Annotated in this window: 15 protein-coding genes and 2 pseudogenes; 7 read left to right on the top strand and 10 right to left on the bottom strand. The window is 70.6% G+C overall.

Going from position 1 to position 21,406, the window contains the following annotated elements; genetic code table 11:
• Window positions 1-123 precede the first annotated feature (123 nt).
• From ACPT94_RS41605 to ACPT94_RS41595, 3 genes are all read right to left on the bottom strand, one after another.
• Window positions 124-360 carry an RICIN domain-containing protein gene (locus ACPT94_RS41605; RefSeq protein WP_425248118.1) on the bottom strand — a complete coding sequence of 79 codons (237 nt, stop codon included), beginning with the start codon at window positions 358-360 and terminating at the stop codon, window positions 124-126.
• A gap of 134 nt (window positions 361-494) precedes the next feature.
• The gene (locus tag ACPT94_RS41600; protein WP_425248117.1) at window positions 495-1,559 is read right to left on the bottom strand and encodes a LacI family DNA-binding transcriptional regulator; all 1,065 of its coding nucleotides are present in this window, start codon (window positions 1,557-1,559) and stop codon (window positions 495-497) included.
• A 161-nt stretch (window positions 1,560-1,720) separates the two neighbouring features.
• Entirely contained in the window at window positions 1,721-2,233 is a 513-nt protein-coding gene (locus tag ACPT94_RS41595; protein ID WP_425248116.1) for a 2,4'-dihydroxyacetophenone dioxygenase family protein, read from the bottom strand.
• Between the two features lie 208 nt (window positions 2,234-2,441).
• On the opposite strand from ACPT94_RS41595, the gene ACPT94_RS41590 reads away from it, so the two are divergent.
• Window positions 2,442-3,410 (top strand): AraC-like ligand-binding domain-containing protein, encoded by a 969-nt coding sequence (locus tag ACPT94_RS41590; protein WP_425248115.1) that lies wholly within the window; start codon window positions 2,442-2,444, stop codon window positions 3,408-3,410.
• 145 nt (window positions 3,411-3,555) lie between these two features.
• Here ACPT94_RS41590 and ACPT94_RS41585 read toward each other — a convergent pair whose 3' ends face one another.
• Window positions 3,556-6,426: a LuxR C-terminal-related transcriptional regulator gene (locus tag ACPT94_RS41585; RefSeq protein WP_425248114.1), complete on the bottom strand. Its 2,871-nt coding sequence runs from the start codon at window positions 6,424-6,426 to the stop codon at window positions 3,556-3,558.
• A 333-nt stretch (window positions 6,427-6,759) separates the two neighbouring features.
• A complete protein-coding gene (locus ACPT94_RS41580) occupies window positions 6,760-8,589 on the bottom strand; it encodes a pentapeptide repeat-containing protein (protein ID WP_425248113.1) in 1,830 nt (609 codons plus the stop codon).
• A gap of 535 nt (window positions 8,590-9,124) precedes the next feature.
• Between ACPT94_RS41580 and ACPT94_RS41575 the strand changes: the two genes are divergently transcribed.
• Window positions 9,125-9,985: a DUF4132 domain-containing protein gene (locus ACPT94_RS41575; RefSeq protein ID WP_360333379.1), complete on the top strand. Its 861-nt coding sequence runs from the start codon at window positions 9,125-9,127 to the stop codon at window positions 9,983-9,985.
• Window positions 9,982-14,937, top strand: a complete 4,956-nt coding sequence (locus ACPT94_RS41570) for a DNA-binding protein (protein WP_425248112.1) — start codon at window positions 9,982-9,984, stop codon at window positions 14,935-14,937. Before ACPT94_RS41575 ends, ACPT94_RS41570 begins: the two co-directional genes overlap by 4 nt.
• Before the next feature lie 156 nt (window positions 14,938-15,093).
• Here ACPT94_RS41570 and ACPT94_RS41565 read toward each other — a convergent pair whose 3' ends face one another.
• A complete protein-coding gene (locus ACPT94_RS41565) occupies window positions 15,094-15,774 on the bottom strand; it encodes a hypothetical protein (RefSeq protein ID WP_425248111.1) in 681 nt (226 codons plus the stop codon).
• A gap of 56 nt (window positions 15,775-15,830) precedes the next feature.
• Here ACPT94_RS41565 and ACPT94_RS41560 point away from each other — a divergent pair, with 56 nt between their 5' ends.
• Together ACPT94_RS41560 and ACPT94_RS41555 are read left to right on the top strand one after the other, a co-directional pair.
• Complete coding sequence (locus ACPT94_RS41560) at window positions 15,831-16,361, top strand: hypothetical protein (RefSeq protein ID WP_360349568.1); 531 nt, start codon at window positions 15,831-15,833, stop codon at window positions 16,359-16,361.
• Window positions 16,362-16,430: 69 nt separating this feature from the next.
• Window positions 16,431-17,105 carry a hypothetical protein gene (locus ACPT94_RS41555; protein ID WP_425248110.1) on the top strand — a complete coding sequence of 225 codons (675 nt, stop codon included), beginning with the start codon at window positions 16,431-16,433 and terminating at the stop codon, window positions 17,103-17,105.
• Between the two features lie 233 nt (window positions 17,106-17,338).
• Here the strand turns inward: ACPT94_RS41555 and ACPT94_RS41550 are convergent.
• The 3 genes and pseudogenes from ACPT94_RS41550 to ACPT94_RS41540 form a co-directional block, all read right to left on the bottom strand.
• Window positions 17,339-17,464 (bottom strand): annotated as a pseudogene (locus ACPT94_RS41550) (DUF6000 family protein); the annotation flags it as partial.
• A 172-nt stretch (window positions 17,465-17,636) separates the two neighbouring features.
• Window positions 17,637-18,116 carry a riboflavin biosynthesis intermediates N-glycosidase gene (ybiA, locus tag ACPT94_RS41545; protein ID WP_360349573.1) on the bottom strand — a complete coding sequence of 160 codons (480 nt, stop codon included), beginning with the start codon at window positions 18,114-18,116 and terminating at the stop codon, window positions 17,637-17,639.
• A gap of 128 nt (window positions 18,117-18,244) precedes the next feature.
• A complete protein-coding gene (locus ACPT94_RS41540) occupies window positions 18,245-19,099 on the bottom strand; it encodes a YwqG family protein (RefSeq protein ID WP_425248109.1) in 855 nt (284 codons plus the stop codon).
• 102 nt (window positions 19,100-19,201) lie between these two features.
• Between ACPT94_RS41540 and ACPT94_RS41535 the strand changes: the two are divergent.
• Window positions 19,202-19,402 (top strand): annotated as a pseudogene (locus tag ACPT94_RS41535) (transposase); the annotation flags it as partial.
• A gap of 30 nt (window positions 19,403-19,432) precedes the next feature.
• Here the strand turns inward: ACPT94_RS41535 and ACPT94_RS41530 are convergent.
• Window positions 19,433-20,233 carry a hypothetical protein gene (locus ACPT94_RS41530; protein WP_360349579.1) on the bottom strand — a complete coding sequence of 267 codons (801 nt, stop codon included), beginning with the start codon at window positions 20,231-20,233 and terminating at the stop codon, window positions 19,433-19,435.
• Window positions 20,234-20,579: 346 nt separating this feature from the next.
• Between ACPT94_RS41530 and ACPT94_RS41525 the strand changes: the two genes are divergently transcribed.
• A complete protein-coding gene (locus ACPT94_RS41525) occupies window positions 20,580-21,404 on the top strand; it encodes an IS5 family transposase (RefSeq protein ID WP_425246310.1) in 825 nt (274 codons plus the stop codon).
• The last annotated feature ends 2 nt before the right edge of the window (window positions 21,405-21,406 follow it).

The raw sequence follows: 21,406 nt of genomic DNA, 5'->3' as shown, positions 1-21,406 counted from the left end.
CACCTCGGTCTGTGGGGGGAGGACGGGTCTGTTGCGCCTCGGCCGGTTGGCCGAGGCGGACGCCAGGCGCAGGAACCGCTTCGCCGGCGGTTCCTGCGCCTGGTCATGGCACGGCCGGAGCCGTCAGTTGATCCGGACGATCTTCCAGAGCTGGTCGTCGATGCCGACGCTGCTCCACTGGACGACGGCTGCCCCGTTGGCGGTGGAGGACTGGGCGACGCCGGCGACGAGGGCGCTGTTGACGTTGCGGAGTTTGTAGTAGCCGCCACCCGCGTCGACGAGGCTCCACTTTTGGGAGTCGGCGCTGGAGGCGGTGTTCTGGACGAGGGCGGCGCCCGCGGCGCTGGAGGAGTCGCGGATGTCCAGGTTGAGGTCGCTGTTGACGTTCTTGATGGTCCAGGCGCCGCTGCCCGCGGGCCTCGGTGGGACAACCGGCGAACGGCAAAGCGATGCCCGGGCGTTGGGGTGTGCTCCCTGCTGCTGCCGGGGTGCTCTCAGATGGTGCGCTGGTCCGGTGTGTCGGAGTGGGACGGCGGAGGCGCGGTCGAACCGCGGAGGACGAGTTCGACCGGTGGGTCGCTCGCCTGCGGCAGGTCGGTGTCGGGCTTCTCGATCGCGTGCACGAGAAGGCGGATGCCTTCCCCGGCCGCGGCCTCGAAAGGCTGGCGCACGGTGGTCAGGGGAGGAGAGACGTAGGCGAACACCGGGTTGCCGTCGAAGCCGACGACACTGATGTCCTCCGGCACGCGACGCCCGGCTTCCCGCAGGGCGTGGATGAGCCCGATGGCCATCTCGTCGCCCGCCGCGAAGACAGCGGTCACGGACCTGTCCGAGGCCAGCGCCCGGCCCACGGCATGGCCGGAGGCGGCCGACCAGTCACCGTTGAGCAGCGGCGGCTCGTGCGCGCCCCGCGCCGCGAGCGCCGCCCGCCATCCCTCGATGCGGTCCTTGGTGGCGTACCACCGGCGCGGGCCGGCGAGGTGATGAACGGTAGCGTGCCCCAGGTCCAGCAGATGGTCGGTGGCAGCCCGCGCCAGCTCGTGGGCGCCCACCCCCATCGTCACCGTCCGAGCGGCAGAGAACGCCGGCGGTGCTCCCAGGAAGAGGACCGGCACGTCGACGCGGACGCCGACCTCTCCCTCCACGATGGGTTCGGAGACGACGACGCCGTCCACGCCCTGCTCGAGCAGGGACTCCACGGCGCCGGCGATACGCGCGGGGTCCCCGTCCGGCGTGTTGACCACGCGCAGCGCGTAACCCGCGTCGCGCACAGCACGCTCGATGTGCACGAGGAGGGAAGCGGTGCCGTATCCGGCGGTGCCCAGGGCGACCACACCGATGCAGCCGGTGCGCCCGGACGCCAGTGTCCTGGCCGCCTGGTTCAGTCGGTAGCCGAGTTGCTCAGCGGCCGCGAGAACCTTCTGGCGGGCCTCCTGGGAGACGTACGGCTCGTTGTTGAAGACCCGGGAGACCGTCTTGCGTGAGACCCCGGCAACCCGGGCCACGTCCGCGCTGCGCGGCACAGAGGAGCCCTCGCTTCGCCCCACCACTGGTGCCATAAGGGTCTCCCGACGGCCGTAGGTCTGCATCGAACGAGGTCAGTGTATGGCCACGCGGTCTGACCGCGTGGTCATGGCTCCGTAGCCCGGGGCCGCCCTGCTCCGCGACATGGCCTTCGCTCTCAGCGGCGAGGGCGGGTCGCTCACGGTGAAAGGCTGCGTTACAGATAAAGCCTTTCGTTGATCTTTATTCCGTTCGCCTTGCAGTGGCTTTCGTAATGATCGATGAACCAGAACACATCGACCGTTTCGAGGACACGGTCCTCTTCGTCGAGGAATTCCAGCGGCCCGTTGAGCCAGAACATCGTCTTCATACCGTGTTCGGAGTAGAGCGTGTGGCTCCGCCCCGGGCTCTCGCGGACGAAGTCGCCCGGTCGTGCGACCCAGTCGTATTCCATGTAGCGCCAGCTGCCTTCCAGCACGTAACCGGAGACCGGGCCGCGGTGGCGGTGGCGGCCGAGCACACCGCCCTCCTGCACCCACAGCACGTTCGCGGCGCTGCTGGTCCGGACGTCGAAGGTGAGGTGCTTGATGAAGACGTTGGGCACGAACGGCACCCACGGAGTGCTGTCGTCGCTGATATAGCCCTCTTCCAGGGCGTACTTGTCCCGCATGAGGTCCACCCGTGCCTCTGTCGCGACGTGCTGCTTCATGATCTCGTCGGAAGTGGTCATCTCTCCTCTTTTCTGCCGCCGGGGAAGGAGGGGATTTCGCAACAACCGATTCCGGTGCGGCTGCCGCTGTCGGGCGCCGTTTTCAGGGCCCGCGCCGAACGTAGGGGGAGACGTCCGGCCAGGTCTTGACTCCCGCCGCACGGGATTGTTGACTCTGCGCGCACACGGATGTCCGTGGTCCGTGCAGCGTCGGCAGCGAGGTGACCGCATGAGTCTGGAATTCTCCACAGCGACGGTCGATGACCCCTCACAGCTGTCGTACTGGCACCAGGTGGTCAGCGAGGCGTTCGTCCCTTACGACGTCGCCGTACCGCGGCGCCGCACCGAGGGCTTCCGGGGCGCGGTCACCGCTCAAGCGATCGGCGGCATGCAGGTGGCCACCGTCGACGCCGATCCGCACACGGTGTTCAGGACGCCATCACTGATACGTCGGTCACCCCAGGACGACTTCCTCGTCAACCTGGCCGTCCGGGGCTCGGTCATCGTGACGCAGGACGAGCGCGACGCGGTCCTGCGGCCTGGAGAGTTCGCCCTCTACGACAGCGCCCGTCCGTGCCGGATCACGGGTCTCGACCGGTTCGGGCTGGTGTCGCTGAAGATCCCCCGGGCACTGTTCATCGCATACTGCCGGCTGCCGCAGGACGCGACAGCGACCGTCGTTCGAGGCGATCACGGCGTAGGCGCCCTGTTCTCGCCCTACCTCCGCTCGCTGACCAGACACGCGGCCGAACTGGCGCCCGACGTCGTCCAGCAGGTCGGCATCAATGTTCTGGAGCTCCTGGGGGCCGCGCTGCCGAAGCGGCTCGCCTCAGGTGACGGCTCGGCGCTCCCTCGATCGGCACAGTGGCTGCGGGCCCGTCAGTACATCGCGGAGCACCTCGCGGACCCACAGCTCTCGCCCGCCATGGTCGCCGACGCCCTCGGTGTGTCCGTCCGGTACTTGCAGGTGCTCTTCCGTGCCGAGGGCACCTCACCTTCCCGGTCGATCCAGGAGCAGCGGCTCGAACGCGCCGCGCGGCTCCTCACGGACCCTCGCCATGCGAGGCGGACGATCACCGACATTGCCTTCGGACTCGGGTTCAAAGACGCTTCCCACTTCACCCGGGCGTTCAAGAACCACTATGGAACGGGCCCACGCGCCTACCGCGACAGGCAGTCGCCCTCCGACCCCGCTTGACAGGCGCCCAGCCCTCCGGCCCGTCACACTCGGCTGCGAGCAGCAGCCGGGATCGCAGCGCCGCCAGGCAGGCCGGGACGGTTGGTGGGGTGGTGACGCCGCCGAAGAGGAAGATGCCTGTTGTCGTTTGTGTCGGAGCCGGTAGTCACATCGGTTGTCTTCTCGTCCGGGACCGGTGCTCCCCGCTCCGCCGCAGGAGGTCGGAGAGCGCGAGGCGGGACGGGACCCCGAGTTTGCGGTAGATGCGGGACAGGTGTGTCTCCACGGTGCGTGGGCTCAGGAAGAGCCGCTCGGCGATCTCCCGGGTGCGCAGAGTCGTCGCCGCGAGTTCGGCGATCTCCCGTTCGCGGTCGCTGAGCAGACCGAGGGGGTGTGTGCCGCGGTCGTCCTCCGACAGCTCGGCACGCGTGTCGGTCACCCGCTCCTGGACGAGCAGTGCTCCGTGGGCGCGGGCGACCGCCTCGGCCGCGTCGAGGTGACCGAGGGCGGTGGCCCGGCCCTGGGCTTCGTGGAAGGAGCGGGCACCGATCGCCAAGGTCCAGGCGTACTGCACGGGCATGTCGGCGGTTCGGAAGGTCTCCGCGGCGAGCTCGAAGAGTTTGGCGGCGGCGTCGTGTTCCCCGTCGGTCATGTGGAGTCGGGCGCGGGCGCAGCGGACGTAGGCCTCCTGGACGGGCAGGCCGAGTCGGTCGGCTTCTGCCTCGGCGGTGCGGACGAGTCGGTGGGCCTCCTCGCGGTTCCCGCAGTCCAGCGTGGCCGTGGCCAGCAGGGTGAGCAGGAGGGGCCGGGAGAACGGCCGGACCCGGGGCAGTCGCCTGCCGCCCCCGCCCTCCAACAGGGCCCGCCGGCACCCGGCGGCGTCACCGGCGAGCAGCCGTGCCTGCGCCAGCAGGCCCGTCGCCGAGGCAGTCCACCAGCCGTGGCCGGCCGGGGCCGCGCTCGTGGCCTCCTCGACGAGTGCGACGGCCTCGTCGGCATACTGCCGGCCACGGGCCCAGACGAGTGCCGTCGCGCGGATCGCCTGCGCCAGGGTGACCGCGGGCTGGACGCCGAGGGCGCGGGCCAGGTTCTCCGCCTCCCGGGCATGCCGCTGCGAGGCGTCCAGGCGGCCGGTCCACAGCTCGGCCGTGGCGAGCCCCAGGAGCCGATGCAGCCGGATGGGCTGCTGGGGGCCCGAGTCGGCGGGCGCCAGGCCGCGGCTGAGATGTCGGGCCGCGTCCGTGAACCGCTCCAGGTACAGCTCGGCGCTGCCCAGCAGGGCGAGGGTCTCCGGCGTGCGGCCCGCGAGCGGGTCCGGAAGGGCGTCCACGAGCCGGGCGCAGCGGGTGACCTCGTCGGCGGCCTCGTCCAGGTCTCCCGCGTGGGTGGCGCAGAGAGCGTTGAGGACTCGTAGCACGGTGTGATCCGCTGCGTTTGCTGCACTCGGCGTCCGCGCGGCTTCCCGGAGCAGGGCGCGTGCCTGGTCGTGCGCACCGCTGAGGACGTGGACCAGCCCGTACTCGATGATCAGTTCCACGGCCTCGGCCGGCATCGGATCGGGCAGCGGCCTGGGCAGCGGGCCGAGGGCGGCTCCGGCGATGGCCGCCGCTTCCGCGTACCGGCCGAGCTGCCGTTCGGCGTTCGCGCAGACAGCGTGGGCCTGGAGCGACTGCCGCTCGCCGAGAGCCGCGTGCCGGTGTGCCAGCAGTTCGTGCGCGCGCGTGCGAGCCTCGTGCAGCTGGCCCGAGGCGATCAGCGCACGGCAGCAGGCGAGTTCCATCTCGGTCCGGACGAGGGAGTCCCCTTCCCCGTCGGGCAGGGATTCCAGGGCCGACCGGAGCCAGTGCGCCGCGGTCTCCGGCTCTCGTGCGGCGATCTCCGCGGCGCCCTCGGCCAGGACCCGTGCGGCGAGAGCGGCGTCCGCGCCCAGCAGGTGCTCGGCGTGGCGGGCCCGTTCGCGGGCCCGGCCGCCGCGGCCGGTGATCAGCTCCAGGGCGCGGCGGTGGGCGCGCAGCCGGAAGGAGACCCCGGCCCTCTCGTGCGCGACATGGCCGATGACGGGATGACGGAAGGCCAGACCGCCCTTCCAGTCGGCTGAGCGCACCAGCTCCGCCCGCTCCAGGTCGGCGAGTGCGTCGAGGGTGCCGTCCAGCCCCAGCCCGGAGACCTGAGCGACGTCCTGCGGCCGGAACGGGCTGCCGAGCACGGCCGCCGCGGAAGCCGTGACGGCCGCCTGCGGCGTCAGCGCATCGAGTTCGGCGATCAGCGGCTTCGCCTCGCGGAGCAGTCCGGCGGTGTCGGCACCGGGGCGGTCGGGCCAGTGCTCGGAGCGCCAGTCCGCCGCGGCGAGCAGACGCACGTAGCGCGGATTACCTTCGGCCGCGACGCACAACCGGCCCGCGAACTCCTGTAGTTCGGCCGGGGTGCACGAATCGCGACTTACGGGCGTGCCCCAGCGGGCGAGCAGCGCGGCCACGGCCTCCGGGTCGAGCGGGCCCGGTTCGATGCGCGTCACCGTGCCGGCCCGTACGCCGTCCTCCAGCGCCTCCAGCACCTCGGGAGCCGTCTGCCCGGGGCGGTGGGCCAGGGCGAGCAGGAACGGACCGGGCACCACGGAACGGACCAGCCGCACGAGCACCGCCGCCGAGTCCGGATCGCACCAGTGGATGTCGTCCAGCACCAGGACGCAGCCCGCCGCCCACTCGGCGGGCCGGTCACGGACCTCGTCGAACGGCTTCCCCCTGTCACCGCCGGCCCGCGGGTGCGCCCGCCGTGCCTCCCAGGCGTCCCGCAACACCTGGAACGACGTGGTGTTTCCGCGTACGGCGTGGGCGCGGACGACCGGGACTCCCCGGCGTGCGGCCAGGTCGGCGAGTGCCGCGGCCAGGCGGGACTTGCCGATGCCCGGCTCTCCGGTGACCTCCACGACCGAGCCCCGGCCGTCCACCAGCGCCGCCACGGTTCGCGCGAGCAAGGAGAGTTCGGCTTCCCGTCCGACGGGGCGCTCACCGGCAGCCGGTATGGGCACTGCGGTCATGGGTGCCGTTCTCCCTCGCACAGGGCACTGTCACAGCAACCATACAGAAGCAAAACACGGTGATCGACTTCGGTTTTGCGGGGTCGACCCCGGCGAAGAGCGCACCCCCTGTGCTGGCGGAAGCACGTCAGAAACCCACCCTGATCGACGCCCTCTTCCGGCGGGAACGACTCCGCGTGGGGGTCGTCAGAGGGCCGGAATCGGCCATGTTGGCTCGGCGTCCGGTGATTCGGTGGTGAGGTGGCCTCTGGGTGCGGCCGTGGTCCGGAGCTGCTCCGTCGGGGGCGCCGGCCGGTCGCTGCGCGGGAAGGGTGGCGGCGCGCCGTCCGTGGGTCAGTCCGCTTCAAGTGCGCCCAGGAGGAGGGTGATGACGCGGGTGGCGGCGGACCATTGCTCGGTGGTGAGTTCGGGATAGTCGTCGGCGACGGAGGCCGGGACGGGGGTGTCCTCGACACGCCACGCCAGGTCGGAGACGAGGATGTCGGTGCCGGTGATCTTCAGCCCGGACCTCTCCCGCTCAGGGGCATACGAGGGTCCTGGCACTTTGCCGTACTCCAGGTGCTGGACGCAGGCGAGATTGTCGGGGGTTTCCGAGCCGGCTGTCAGCAGCGCCTCGCGGAACCTGATGGTGATGTCAGCGGAGGCCGAGGTGCCCCTGGCTCCCAACAGCATCCGGACCAGGTCCTGAGTGGTTCCGGTCGCGCGTACGGAGTCGTCTGTGTGGAAGAGGCAGTGACGCAGCGACCCGTGGGAAAGTCGGACGCCGGAGAAATCGGCGGGGCCGTGGAAGGAGGCGCGTCCGTCACGCGCGTATGACAGGCTGAACGACACATCGCCGAATGATGCGCCCGCGAACGTCGTGTTCCCGTGGAACTGCGTACCGGTGAAGTCTCCGTGAGCCAGTCGGCATCCGCTCGCATCGAAGTCGATCAGAGTGGCTCCGGAGAGTCGTAGGTTTATGTCCTCCCAGATCGGCCGGTTGACGGAGGGGCGTGTGCGGTCGGCGAGCAGCCGCTGAGCGCTCCGCCGCGTTCGTACTTCGCTGAACTGGGAGGGGGTGAGTGCGAAGACGTCGGCAGTGACGTCGAAAGCCAGCGGCATCCGCAGATACGCGCAGACGGTGTCCACGACACGCTGCCTGAGCTCGGGCTCCGCGTCCCCGAGTTCACCGAGGATGCGCAGGCCGGTGAGGCGGACCTCGGGGTCGGGATCGGCGAGCTGACCGTGGTACGGCGCGACGGACTCGTCGGGGATCAGTCGCGCGTAGCTTCCGTCTTCGCTTCCCGGCGTGGCCGCGGTCCAGCCGAGGGGCCAGTCCTGTTCTTCGGCATCGGCGGTGTCGGAGAGCCTGGCGCCGGTGAGGTCGGCTGCAGGCTGCACGAGGTGGACCCGTCCACCGAAGACGGCCTGGTGGAACAGCGCCTCGCTGCCGAAGCGCGCCTTCCAGAACCAGGCGGCACTCTCGAACCGGGCGTGAGCGAACGACACCCGGCCGTTGAAGCGTGCCCCGTCACCGCCTTCCTCCCAGTCCTGGTAGTCGCCCTCCAGTACGGCCAAGGGCCAGATCGGGTCGTCCTCGTTGAGTTCGTCCCAGGCGACAGGACGCCATGCCTCGGCCTGCTCCCATGCCTGCTCGTCCTCCGGGAGTTCGTCCTCGCCCCGGCCGAACCAGGCGATCCCCTGGAATCGGGCGCCCGAGAAGTCGGCGCCTGCCCGGAACCTGGTACACCCGAACACGGTCGTGTCGCCGAACCGGGCGCCCGCGAAACGCGCGTCGCTCTCGAAGACCGCCCTCTGGAACAGCGCCTCCCTGGTGAAACGGGCGCCGTCGAACACGCACGCGCCGCGGAAGTGGGCGTCCGCGAAGCGGGCCTGGCCGAAACGACAGCCGTTGAAGTCGACATCCGGCAGTACGGCGCCGGCCAGGTCGATGTCGAGGCAGTCCTCGCAGTCGGCACCGCACCCGGCATCGGCCGCTGCACCGGCCGAGACCTGGTCTGTGGCCGGATGCCGGCGCGCCAGGGCGGCGAGTATCGCGGCTGCCGCCGCCCGCAGGTCGACGGAACTGTCAACAGCTTGCACGACCGGGCCACGCAGGTAGCGGCAGACGGCGTCGGCCACGGGTCGCCGCTGCGCGGGATGCGCCTGGGCCAGTGCCTCCAAGTCCCGCAACGCAGTGCGATGTACACCGATGTCCGGTCCGGCCAAGCGGCTGGCGGCCCGCTGATACACCTCGGATACCTCCGGCTGCATCCTCGTTACCCCCTGTCATCAGCCTCTCTGATCAACATACCGAACGCATGTCCGGCTACATGACTTGATGTCACGTCACGCGGTCCGCGTGACCGGCCGCAGCCCCAGGTGCAGGTGCTGGAGCAGGCGCTGGAGCACGTCAATCGCGCGAAGGCGCTCGCGGAGGACTCGGGGGCGCGCCATCTCTACCGGCAGGCGGTGGACCTGCAGCGCCGGATGGGACCTGCCGATGCTGGTGACCGGCCGGTAGTACGTACTGCGATTACGTGCTTCCCCGGATGCGTCGCCCCAGGTCACAGGGCTTGACTCGGCGTACGCCGGAGAGATTCGCCCGGACGATTGTCAGTGGCTGCTCGTAACGTTCCGCTCATCGTCACGCTGAGTGCCGGATCACCGGACGTGCTGTGTCGATCTTGAGTTCTCTCGGTGCGGAAGGCGGGGGCCGGTGGGCTGGCTTGCGGCGGGCGACGCGTACGAAGTCGCCCTGGTGGAGGGCCGGGTGGCGGCCAGGGCCACGTCCGGCCGGGCGGCGGGGCGGCAGTTGAAGTCGCTGCCGAAAGGGCTCAAGGATCATCCGGAGGTGGAGGGGCTGCGCCGGTTCGCCGAGTGGCTGGACCGGCACGAGGCTGCGTGCGTGGCGCAGGTGGACACCTGGATGGTGTCGTCGCTGCCGGTGCCCACGGAACTGGTCGCCCGTGTGTGGCGGGACGAGGCCTGGCAGTCGGCGTTGCGTGATCTGGTGGTGGTCGGTGGCGTCCCGGACGAGGTGGGCTTTCTGCGGGGTGTCACCGAGGTGGGCGAGCTGCGGGTGGTCGACCTCGACGGCGAGACCGTACGGCTGTCCCCGCCGACTGTGACGCTGCCGCACCCGGTACTGCTGCCGGACCTGGACGACCTGCGGGAGTTCGCGGCGGAGCTGGGGATCGTGCAGCGTGTCGAGCAGCTCCATCGGGCGACCTGGCGCAGGCCGGCCGATCCGGATGCCCGGGCGACGGAGGTCTCGGAGTTCGCCGGGGGCAGGTTCTGGCGCTCCGCGCTGGCCGCGCGTGCCACGTCCCTCGGCTACCGGGTCTCCGGCTCACGGGCCATCTGCCGGGTGCGGGACGGGGAGCGCACCGTCGAGGCGGCCGTGTGGATCGGGGAGCCGTGGGACTACGAGGTACGGACCGGCGGGCTGTCCTGGCTCGACCCGGAGGGCCGCAGGCTGCGACCGGTGGACATCGGCCCGGTGGCCTGGTCGGAGGGGATGCGGATGGCGGCGGCGCTCCATGCCGGGCGCCTGATCGAAGAGGAGACGGGCGCGTGAGCGGGGGAGCGCAGGTGTCGTACGAGGAACTGCTGGCGGCCGGAGCTGTGCTGCCGCTCGGCACGGAAGGCGCCGGCGAGCGGGCCGTGCCGCTGACGGCACGGTCGTACACGCACCCGGGGCTGGACGACCGCGTCGTCGTGCGGCTGGTCGCGGGAGAACTGGGCGCGGCGGAGGACCTGGCCGCCGGCTACCTCGGCCTCGCACCGGACACGGAACCCGTCGAGGTCGGGCTGGCGGCGCGCCAGGCGCTCGGCTTCCCGGAATGGGTATTGGTGCGCCACCCTGAGGTCGGGCAGCACGCGCTGGGCGTCGTGCCCGAGTTGGAGCGGATCGCGCGCCAGGCGAAGACCAGGCCGAAGGCCGCTCTGGACGCCTACCGGGAGACAGCCCGCCAACTGGCCGCCGCGGTACCGCACTTCCTGCCCACGTTCTACGAACAGGCCGGACGTGTCTTCCTGTCGGTGGAGAACCCCACCTACGCGGCGCAGATGTTCGGCCGGGCCCGCGAGGCCGAGGCCGAGCACGGGCTCATGGTGGACGAGGAGCGTCTGGACGCCGTCTTCCTTGAGTTCGCCCTGGCCGGGGCGCTGACGGCGACCGCGCTGTCGGGTTACGCGAAGGAACTGGCCGCCCGGGTGCCCGCGGCCGAGGCCCTGGAGCGGTTCACCCGGCTGTGCGTACGGCGCACCGCGGGCGGACTCGTGCCGTCCGCCCAGCTGGCGACCGACGTGCGCAGGCTGGCTCGCGCCGCGGGCCTGGGCGGCGGCGAGGTCGAGCAGGCCTACCTGGCCGACCTGCTCGCGCTGCCCGCCACGGCGAAGGCGGCGCCCGGCTGGTGGAAGAGCCACCGCACGGCCCTGGTCGCGCTGGCCCGGCGCGAGCCCGCGGTGCGCGGAGCCTTGCTGAACGTCATGCCCGACTCGAACGACCACGCCGTCCTGCTGCTGTGGTTGGACATCCTGGAGGAGTCCGGGGCCCTCGCGGGGCTGTGGGACGACACGCTGCCCGGCCAGGAGCGGCCCCAGGACGGCACCGCGGGCTGGTTCGCCCGTTTCCTGGAGTTCCAGGTGCGGGCGCAGAGCTGCCACGAGCCCTCGCAGCTGCCCGCCCTGTACCGGGTCGTGGAACGCGCCGCCGACCAGCTGCGCGCCGAACTCGCCGAACTGGGATGGCAGTTGCGGGCCGGACACGATCTAAACCTGCTGGACCTGCTGCTCGCCCTGGACATTCCCGTCGCCCCCTGCGACCGGATGGACCTGTCGCACTGGGCGAAGGGCGACGACCGGCGCGACCTGCTCGCCCTCGCCGCCGACGCCCGGTTCCGGGACCCCTTCCACCAGGGGGCCGACATCTTCAGCGGCGGCGAGGACGACCTGGACACGATCCGTGTGCTCGCCCAGTCGCCCGGCGGACGGCTGATGCTGGCCGACTGGGTGCGCGAGGTCGCGCGACGCCCGGTCGCCACCGGGCTGCCCGGTCTCCCCGAGGCGCTGAAGCGGCTGCGGTGGCTGCCCGCCGAGGCCGTCATGCTCGCCGAGGACGAGATCCGGGAGGTGGCCGCCACCGACCTCGCCCCGCTGCTCGCCCGCACACTCAGGGCCGGGCTCCTCGACGAACTCGGCTGGCCCGCCTGGGAGGAGGCGGCCCGCGACCTCGTAGGCGGGCAGAACGTCGAGGACCTGTATGTGGCCGACGCCTGGCCGTACCTCATCACCGCCGGCGCCGCGCAGGTCCGGGTGATCGGCACCGAGGGCACCGTGCTCACCCATGATCTGCGGCTGCCGGACCAGGGCACCTTCGGCGCGCCCGGTTTCCACTTCGTCGACGGTGAACTCCTCGTCCACTGGCGCACCCACGACCACGGGCTGCGCGGGTACTGGCATCACAACCCCGACCGGGTCCTGTCACTGGAGGGCGCCCGCGTCCTTCGGGGCACCCAGATGAACTGGTACCGGGAGGACGTCGGCGTCCCGACCCTGCCCCTGCCGGGCGGCGGACGGATCACCGGCGCCGGCGTCCTGCACCGCGGCGACACCACCGTGCCCCTCGAGGCGAGTCTGCTCGGGGACGGCACCTCGTACTGGGTCTGGGGCGGGGACGGCTGGTTGGAGTACGACCCGGCTACCGGGCGGCTCGGCCGCACGAGCGCGCCCGCCTTCCTCGCCGACGCCTACGGGGAGCGCACCTGGGCACCGGGCTCGCTGGCGCCCTACCCCTTCGACGAGGTCACACCCGCCGGTGTGCCGGTGCACGGGCTGCTCGGCTGGCGCGCGGTGTTCCAGCCCGACCGCTCCTGGCGCGGCGAGGACCTGGCCGGACGCCGGGTCACCGTGTCGGAGGAGCGGGGGATGCCGTACGCCGCGGTGCGGTTCCCCGGCGCCGACCGGCTCGTGGCCGTCGTCCGGGACGGCTGGCGCGTCGAACTCGTCGACCCGGACGGAGTCGTGAACGCCTCCGCGAGGGTGGACGGCGCTCCGGGCGACTTCGCGGCGGGCACCCCCATCCTTCCGCCGCTGCGGTACTGGCACTGCCTGCGGCCCCGGGACCCTCGGGGCTCGCAGGTGCTGCGCCGGATCTCCGACGAGACGGCCCGGGCACTGCTCCAGGCGTCCGAACCCAAGGCAGCCGTAAGGGAGTTGCTGCCCGAGGTCACCGACAGGGCACTCCGCGCGGGCATCACCGGTGTGCTGCGGTACACCGCCGAGCAGCAGAAGGTCCTCGACGCGGCGGCGACCCGGCTGACCGAGGAACTTTCCGGCACCCACGAGGACGAGGGCCCTGCCGGGCCGTCCGACCGGCTGCTGCGCGACGCCCTCAGTGGCCTCGACGGCTCCCGCGGCCACTGGTACCACTACACGGCCGACCGGGACAGCGTCTTCCGGCGACTGCGGGTCCTGCGCCGCGCGCTGCGCGCGGCCGACGCGCCCGTGGCGTCCGTACACGCTGTCGACGATCTCGCACCGGCCGTGCTCGCGGCCGGCGACACCGCTACGTGCGCGTCGGCGGCCGGTGCCCCCGCCGCACCGCCCGCGCGCGCGGCCCACGAACCCGCCCCAGCCGTACGCCTGCACATCGACGGCCGTGAACTGCCCGGCGGCTACCTGGACGCGGCCCCCCTGCCCGACCTCTTCACGGCGGCGGCATTCCGGGTCGCGTCGCCCACCACCCCACCGGAGCACCGGCAGGCCCTGGTGGCGCTGCTGCGCGAGTTCGACGAGCTCGGACTGAGCTCGGCCGCCGGGCCCGCACGCTGGCGCCGGGTCTCCCTCCACATCGACGCGCGCCATCTGCGCACCCCCGACGGCGAGTGGCACGAGGGAAGCTGGACGGGCGTGCTGCCGCTGGACGGCGGTGCCTTGCTCGTGGTCACCGGGTGCACCTCGCGCCACGAGAGGCACGGCTGCGATTTCACGGCGCTCTTCCACGACCCGTCCGGCCGCTTCGAGGCCCCCGACCCCTACACGGTCGAATCCTCCGCCCCGGTCGGCGAGGACCGCGAGGCCCGCTGGCTCACGGCGTTCCTAGCCGAGCTGGACGAGCGCGGACCGGCTCCGTGGATCCCGGCGGCGGCCGAGGAGTTCGCCCGGCTGACCGGCGTCACCCCGACCATGGCCCGGCTGATCGTGGCCGGACTGCCGCAGGTGGACAGCCACGACCGGTCGTTCCTCACCCCCGAGGCACGGGCCGTGCTCCGCGTGAAGGTGACGGACGCCGCCCTGGCCAAGGACGAACTGCGCAAGATCGACTCCTCGGTCCTCAGGGGCGTCGTCGCCGCACTGCTGCCCAGCGACCCGGCCCGGCTGTGGACGGACGGCCCCGACACCGCGGCCGCCGCGGAGGTCTGGAACAGCAAGGTCGACAAGCGCAGGATCCTGCCCGAGGCGCTGCTCGGTGAGGTGCAGCGCGTGCTGAAGGCCGAGCATTCGACGCTGGCCGCGCTGCTCGACCCCGCCTCCGAGCCCCTCCTGAGCCGGGACCTGCAGTGGACGGTCAGCGGGGACCGGGCCAGACCGGTCGACGAGGACGCCGTCGGGTTCACCGCGGCCACCCTGATCGACTCGGTCGTCCTGGCCGCCTGGCTGGCGCACCGGCTGCCCGCCGGCGACCTGATCCGCGCCGCGCTGCCCGCCGCCCTCGCCGCGATACGGGACCGGCTGGCCCACCCCGGGCTGCTGCTCGACCTCGTCCAGTACGTCCACCTGCCCGACTTCCGGGAGGCGGTCGGCCAACCCACGGAGATCGCCACGGGATACGAGCGGTACGGCGCGATCATCATGGCCACCCACGACGACCAGCCCGCCCCCGCCCTGAGTGTCGCCCTCCTCGACACGGACGGCCAGGACCCGTACCTGCCCGCGCTGCGCCTCGCACAGGACGGGGCTCCGTTCGCGGCGGAGGTGGCGCTGCGCCTCGCCCGCGCCCCGCACTTCGCGGCCCTGCTCGCCGACCCGGGCGACCCGGTCGCGGGGGAGCGCGGCAAGGACGGCACCTGGTATCCGCAGGACCCCGCCCGTTCCGTGCCGGAGCTGGTGACCGAGGCGGCCAAGGCGTACGGCATCGGCGAGGACGCCGCCGCCCTCTACCTGATGCTGCTCGCGATGCCCGACCCCACCGACCGCAACACGGCCCGCTGGACCGGCTGGAAGCCCGCCCGTATCAAGGCCGCCCGCGCCGAACTGGCCGCCACCGACCTGGTGGTGGAAGCGAGCCGCAGCCGCGCCGGACGCTCGCTGTTCCTCCCTGGCGGCTGGGAGGCCCTCCCGTCCCCGCGCCTGCCGCTGGAGCAGTGGAAGCTGCCGCTCTACGGCGAACTCGCCGAGGTCCGCGTGGGTCAGCTCGTACTGACCGAACCGGCCCCCGACCTGTACCGCAGGGCCTGGCAGCGGATCCGGGAGGGCGATGTACCGCGCTTCGAGCAGCTGAAGGTCAAGAGCGGCCGCCGCCGTTGAGACAGAGCTCGTTCCGAAAGCTCCGACAGCGAAGGATTTCCAGATGGTTGCGTCGCTTGTGCCCGGGCGGCCGCTGGACGGCGAACAGATCGACCGGCGGCTCGCCCGGATACGTGAACTGCTCGCGCGGCTGGACGCGTGGCGGCCGGGTGATGGTCAGGCGTGGCGCGGGGCGCGTCGCGGGCGATCCCGCCACGACTCCTCCTCCAGCACCGCGGGGTCCACGAAGGCCGGGTCCCGGGGTGTGTCCGTCTGGAAGTCGCGCCCCGACTCCCAGTCCCAGGATTCCTCCTCCTCACCCAGCCGCTCGATCATGTCGAAGAACCGGCTCTCGACCGGCCGCAGACCGGCCACTGTCTCCGTGAGATCCCGCTCGGAGACGAACCGAGCCTCGCTTTTGCCGACCGACAGCACCGCGAGCCACCCGGTGGCGTCGGGGGGCCAGAGGCTGCCGCCGGTCTCGGCCCAGAACAACACCGTGTCCTCGGCGGCCTCGGACTTGAATTCCCCGGCAGCGGCGAACATGAGCAAGGCGGTGTGGACGCTCCACTCCTTATAGCCGAAATGGAACAGATATGCCTCCAGTGCTCCGTCCCGATGCAACACTATGCAGCCGTCCTGGGATGCACCGGAACAGGTATCCTCGATCGCCTCGGAGAAGAACTCCCGGGGCGTGATCTCCCCGTCCGCCAAATCCCATTCCCGGTCCGCACGACTACCGTTCCAGAGCCAGCCGTCGAACATGTCGGCCCGGTTGACGGTCCTGCTCAAACCCCGTGCCGGTGTGCTCAGCCACCCCTCGAACCCCTCCCGTGACATCGGAATACGGGCAGCCACCAGAAAAGTGTCCGACACGTTTTCCCGCCTACTTTCTTCACTCGTTCGGAGATGCAGTGCACATTACATACTCGCCCGTCGAAGAACTCAACCTGCTGAAGGATTTCCAGGACCGAGTCGGCTACGAGAATTTCGCCCAGGGATTCGGTCTGACTGAATACGGGGACATCTCCGGCCTGCTGGCCTGGTCGGAGGACCCGGAATTCACCGGCCGTCTGATCCCCTTCGCGCAGGCCACCGCCGGCGGTTCCTTCTACGCGCTGTGGCGCCTCGACGACCGCGAGGACCTGGCCACTCTGCCCGTGGTCGTCTTCGGTGACGAGGGCGGGGAGCACGTCGTGGCCCGCCACGTGCGGGAGTTGTTCCAACTCCTCGGCTTCGACGAGGAGATCAGCGTCGAGCACGAGAAGGCCTACTTCTACCGCGACGAGGACGAGCCGCACACCGACTGCCACGACGAGTACGTGGCCTGGCTCGACCAGCACTTCGCGCTGCCGGTGGCGCAGGACCCCGACGCCGTCCTCGCGGCGGCGCAGGCGGAGTGGGGACAGCGGTTCGCGGACTGGATCCGCCCCTTCCTTCCCTGAAGTCCCCCTGAAGCCCCCTTTGGAACACACGCCATGACGAACGAACAGTAGGCGAGTCTCATGCACGGAGTGCCGTTGGCAGAGCGGGTCATCGAAGTGGTGCGGCGCGATCCGACGGCCAGCGCGCTGCCGTATCTGCTGCCGCACGTCAACGTGCCCTGGGTGGAAGACGGCGCCCCCAGACCGATGCCCGAGGATGTCCTGGCCCAGGTGGTGTTCCCGTCCGGCCGCCCGCTGTCGCCGAGCCTGCGCGCCTGGCTGGCGTACGACACGAGTCTGCTGGAGCGGCACCAGTGGTTCACCCCGGACGGCACCTTCGCGCCGCGACCGCTGGACCAACTCATCGGCGACGAGACGGGTGACTTCTGGGGCGCGGAGTTCGCGTGGCTGTCCGGGCGCCTGTCCGAGTGCTTCCTCCTTCCCGGCGGCTCGGACTCACGACGGATCCTGGCCGTCACCGAGCCGGACGAGGAGGGCGAGTACCCGGTGTTCGCCCTCGACCTGGACGACATGCCGTACCTGGGACTCATGTACCCGGGCTTCGACGCCTACCTGGCCGACACGGCGGACCTGCTGGGCCTGGGTGAGCGGGAGACCTACTCGGACCTGATCGACCACGAGACCTACGGGCCCCGGATGCGCCGGCACGCCGCCCAGTGCTTCGCGGGAGAGGCCTGCGTCGAGTACCCCTTCGAGTCCGCGCGGGTGTACGCGGAACTGCGCCCCGGGTCGGGGCGCGGATAACGCCGGAAGAAGGGCTTCGGTACGCGTCCCCAGGAGAAACCGCGCCGACCCGGCCATGTGAGAGGGGTACCCCCTGCCGAGGTACCCCTCTTCGGGACCCTCGCGTCAACGCACTTCGAGGGCGCCGATACAGCCGTAACGGCGCTGGAAGTATGCCGCCCCGCTGCGCGAGGTTGGCCCTGGTCATACCGGCACTCCAAGCGAGGCAGACAGCGATCCAAGTAGGACACCAAGATCTCCGCCTCAGCCTGGCTACCGAACCGGGCCGGCGCAAAGCAGTAACCCCGACCTGCATACGTCAGCTCGCTGGCCAGCAGCAGTTCGCCAATGCGCTCCCGCCACTCAAGTCGACGAGCCACCCCAACGAGCCGTGCGGCGGTCAGCCGGGAACGCCATTCGTATCCGAGCAGAGCACCGCGTACACCTCGTCGGCGGCCCGTCCGGCTGCCGCCGGCATCCGCTGGGGCGGACGCGCCCTCGCTGAGGCCGCGGCCTGAACCGCCCTACACGGCACACCGCACATGCTCCCCGCTATCGGCCGGGGCGGCCATCACCGTTGTGGGCTTCGGCAAGTTCAGCTCGGAGTCGGCTGCGGGTGCGCATCAGGATCTTTCCGAGCATGTTCTTGCCGGTCCCGGTCCTGCCGCGACCCCAGTAATGATCGGCAGTGGTGTCCTCGACGATCTCTTCGTCACCGGTGGACAGCAGAATCTCACAGATGTCGCCATGAGCACGGAACTTGGTCGCCACCGCACGGCGCATCACGTCGTCCTTGACCCGCTCCCAGTCCCTCCGCAGAGGTTTGGACGCATCACGACCCAGTTCGGCTGCCCGCAGTGGCGTGCGAGCACGCCGGACGAGATCGGCATGGCGGGTGCCTGCGAACTTCTGCGCCTGGAAGTAATGCTCTGAAGTGGGCCACCACAACCCGTCGAGGTCGAAGCCGTGATCGGAGAAGTTCGAGAAGCATCCGTACGGGACCTCGTCGGCACCGTAGAAGTAGATCGTCATGAGGACCTCGCGGGAGTCACTGAAACCCGCACAGTGTCAGACACACTCCCGCCGCCCGCAACCAGTTTCCTCGTCCGGCCCGGCCCCTCATCACACCTGTCGAACCGGTGAACCTTCCCGGTCACAGCCTAGCCCTGCACGGTGAGCCGAGCCTGGTCGAAGCGGTGGGCGGCGAGGTCCTCGGGGCGAATGAGCCAGTAGAGAGTGCCCTCTTCGCCCCACGCCATCCTCGCGTCGCTGTCACTGTCGAACTGGGCGAGCACCACCCAGCGCTCAGCTTCCTGGTCCAGGGGCTGGTCACCCCAGGAATGCGTGCCGCCGAGCGCAGCGTTCGCGATGTCGTACTCCACCGGACCCTGGACGGGCACGGCGTGGCCGCCGACCTGGTGACCGATCCGGGTGCGCAGGCGCCCGAAGGCACGGAGGAACGACTTGAGTTCAGCTGGGGTCTCGCGAGAGTGAGGCCAGTGCCGGGTATCGCCGAGCAGGGCTTGCCGGGCCTGGGGCAGCCACAGGTCGGGGGCGCTTTGCTCCGTGACCGCGGTCAGCTCCACCCGCGAGAACGCTTCCAACTCCGGGGGCACTTCTGTCGGGAAGACGGGGGTGTTCTCCGGGACGTACAACACCTGAGCGCCGGCCCAGGTTTCGGGGTCATCAGCCGAAACGAAGACGTCTTCGTCGACCTGGCCGTCGAAAAAGAAGAAGAGCAGGATCCCCTCCTGCGGGAACTGCTCGTCAAGCCCCTCGCGGGGTAGTGCGGCACACCGCACCGAAGCGACGAAGGACAGTGGCCCGTGTCCGGGCCACTCCGGCCAGCCGACGCCTGCCGGAAGTTCCGGTTTCCCGCCGAGGGCAGCCACGACCTGCTCGCCGTCCACCGCCCGACGAAGGCGTACGCACGGCCGCAGAAGCGCTGTCCAGCGCTGGGCAAGGTCGCCGGGAAGGTGCTCGGCAGCAAGCCGGGAGTATTGCTCATCAGTCATGCAGCGCATCATCTCTGCCCCCACTGACAGCGCGGGCGTCAACCTCACGCGGCGCGACATCCGAGAGTTGAGAAAGGCCGCCCACCTGAGGCGATGACTGGACGCGGCATCCGGCACCGCATCGCCCGCCGGGGCATCGAAACCTCACAACGACTCGGCCGCCACCGCTGGACCGTTGAACGCACCATGTCCTCGCTCGCCGGATGCCGCTGACTTCACCGCCGCTACGAACGCAGAGCTGACCACTTCCTCGCCTTCACCAGCATCGCCTGCACCTTCGTCTGCTACCGCAGACTCACTTGAGGGGCCTGGTACAGGAGGTCGTCCTGATGACTACTGGCTGCGGTAGCGGTCGGCAGAAGCCGGGCGGCCAGCGCGCGGCGACGTTGTATCCACCCGCTCCGCAGTGGCGGGGGTCAAGCCTTGCTCTGCTGCCCAGGTGCGCAGTGCGGCTTCGGCTTCTTCGCGGGACTGGGGGCCGCGGTCGATGTGGAGTTGCTGGAGGTGGCGGATGGCCGCCCCTGTCGTTCGACCTTGAGATAGGTCGAGCAGGGTGATGATGTCCTTGCCGTTGAGGGGCACCGGGATGCCGGGCAGCCGCTCATAGAGGGCTCGCTCGGCTGCGGCACGCTCCTCGGACTCGCGCTCGGCCTGCTCTCTCGCGTGCCACTCGTCGTAGTTGGCCGCGTCGTGGGCCTTCAGAGCCGCACGGCGCCAGTCCTCCTCGTCCCGTCCTTGGCCGAGGCCCACTTCCACGAACAGATCGCGGTAGTCCGGCGCGCCGGGGCCGGCCGACGCCACACCGAGCCGGGCGAGCACCGCGTTGATCGGCCAGTCCGCCCGCGGACCGCTGAATTCCGAGGTCTGCACCGGCCCCCATTCCTGCACACCAGCCCGCCACAACGCGGCGCGCTGATCCCCCTCGCCGCCCCAGAAGTCCGCTTGCACATGGGCCACCGGTCCACTCTGTGAGAGGTCACAAAGCATTCTCGGCAGATCACTGCGGAGCGCGGTGGAAAGCGGCAGCAGCCCGATGCGTTGCCTGAGCGGGGCGACCACCGCCCCCGGCACTCCTTCGGCCCAGCTTCGCAAGCGGTCGAAGTCACCTACGACGGCGTCGAGTCGGTACGACATCTGCGCACAGTAGCCGCGTTCCCGCGGCGTCGGCCAACCGCCTCCATCGCTGTCATGAGACCGAGCCCGACCAAATGAGATGACGTCTTAGTGAGCGTTTGGTTCGCTTGTCGGATAGTTCATGGCGAATTTCAGGGGCCAGGCCGAGCGCCCAACCAAGCGATCCGTCGGGAAAGTCGCTTCTGCGGCAATCAGCAAAGCCGCAATGCGCCGGTTTCCTTACGAGAGCTCCTGTCTGGTTTAGAAAGCTACCGGTTCACGCGGGATTGAAAACGCACGCCCCGATGCACCCGACACCCCCGCACACGCCCTGCTCAGACCAGCTGCCACCGCATACGCAAGCATCATGCAGCCCCCACGGCCCTACCCCAGCGACCTGTCCGACGCCCGGTGGGAACTCATCCGGCCCACCCTCGAAGCCTGGCGTCAGGCCCGCAACGGCATCCGCAAACCCACCCACGACCTGCGCGCCCTGATGAACGCCATCCTCTACGTCGACCGCACCGGCATCCCCTGGCGCTACCTGCCCCACGACTTCCCGCCCCACCAGACCGTCTACGGCTACTTCGCCCACTGGGAAGCCGACGGTATCTTCGACCAGCTCACCGGCCTCTTACGCGGCAAAGTCCGCCAGGCCGAAGGCCGCTCAAGCGAACCCAGCGCCTGCCTGATCGACAGCCAGAGCATCAAAACCTCCGCCACCGTCCACCTGACCAGCCAAGGCGTCGACCCGGCCAAGAAAATCATCGGACGCAAACGGCACATCGTCACCGACACACTCGGCCTCCTCCTGGCCGTCGCCGTCACCGCCGCCAGCGTCCACGACTCCGCCGCCGGCACCCAGCTCCTCACCGACATCGCCGCACGCCACCCCACCATCACCAAAGCCTGGGCCGACAACGGCTACAAGACGAAAGCCGTCGAACACGCAGCCCACCTCGGCATCGACCTCGAAATCGTCCAACGCGACCCCACCGCCCGCGGCTTCCACGTCCAGCCCCGCCGCTGGGTCATCGAACGCACCCTCGGCTGGCTCATGCACCACCGCCGCCTCGCCCGCGACTACGAAACCCACCCCCACCGATCAGCCGCCATGATCCAACTGGCCGCCATCAACCTCATGACCCGCCGCCTCACCCACGAAGCCACCCCCAACTGGCGCGACACCTAAGC

The sequence above is a fragment of the Streptomyces aurantiaciflavus genome (genome assembly GCF_049808595.1).
GTDB lineage: Bacteria > Actinomycetota > Actinomycetes > Streptomycetales > Streptomycetaceae > Streptomyces.
Note: the sequence above shows the minus strand (reverse complement) of the source record. Positions and strands in the feature narration are given on the sequence as shown.

Bases quoted from the DNA above. Each gene is read 5' to 3' on its own strand.
- ACPT94_RS41585 (WP_425248114.1), bottom strand. From the start codon at position 6,426: ATGACCGCAGTGCCCATACCGGCTGCCGGTGAGCGCCCCGTCGGACGG.
- ACPT94_RS41525 (WP_425246310.1), top strand. From the start codon at position 20,580: ATGCAGCCCCCACGGCCCTACCCCAGCGACCTGTCCGACGCCCGGTGG.
- ACPT94_RS41600 (WP_425248117.1), bottom strand. From the start codon at position 1,559: ATGGCACCAGTGGTGGGGCGAAGCGAGGGCTCCTCTGTGCCGCGCAGC.
- ybiA (WP_360349573.1), bottom strand. From the start codon at position 18,116: ATGACGATCTACTTCTACGGTGCCGACGAGGTCCCGTACGGATGCTTC.
- ACPT94_RS41595 (WP_425248116.1), bottom strand. From the start codon at position 2,233: ATGACCACTTCCGACGAGATCATGAAGCAGCACGTCGCGACAGAGGCA.
- ACPT94_RS41530 (WP_360349579.1), bottom strand. From the start codon at position 20,233: ATGTCGTACCGACTCGACGCCGTCGTAGGTGACTTCGACCGCTTGCGA.
- ACPT94_RS41540 (WP_425248109.1), bottom strand. From the start codon at position 19,099: ATGACTGATGAGCAATACTCCCGGCTTGCTGCCGAGCACCTTCCCGGC.
- ACPT94_RS41590 (WP_425248115.1), top strand. From the start codon at position 2,442: ATGAGTCTGGAATTCTCCACAGCGACGGTCGATGACCCCTCACAGCTG.